The sequence below is a fragment of the Vibrio marinisediminis genome, from assembly GCF_014050145.1.
GTDB classification, from domain to species: Bacteria; Pseudomonadota; Gammaproteobacteria; order Enterobacterales; family Vibrionaceae; genus Vibrio; species Vibrio marinisediminis.
Genome location: NZ_JACFYF010000484.1, coordinates 1 through 218, shown reverse-complemented (window position 1 = coordinate 218; position 218 = coordinate 1). Strand labels below are relative to the sequence as shown.

General features: G+C 53.2%; 1 protein-coding gene. It reads right to left on the bottom strand.

The genetic code is table 11. The features are described 5' to 3' along the window. On the bottom strand, positions 1-218 hold a 218-nt coding region (locus tag H2O73_RS21810), incomplete at both ends, for an ABC transporter permease subunit (protein ID WP_182110883.1).

The following is a 218-nucleotide window of genomic DNA, read 5'->3' as shown; positions in this document are numbered from 1 at the left end:
GACGATACCGGGAATCATCAGCTTGAGCGCTTGCGGAAGAATGATGAAGAACATCATTTTCCAGTAGCTCAGGCCCAGAGAGTGAGCCGCTTCATACTGACCTTTCGGAATCGCCTGCAAACCGCCGCGTACGACTTCCGCCATATACGCGCTCTGGAACATGATGACGCCGATCATAGCGCGCAACCATTTGTCGGTTTCTGTGCCTTCGCTCATGA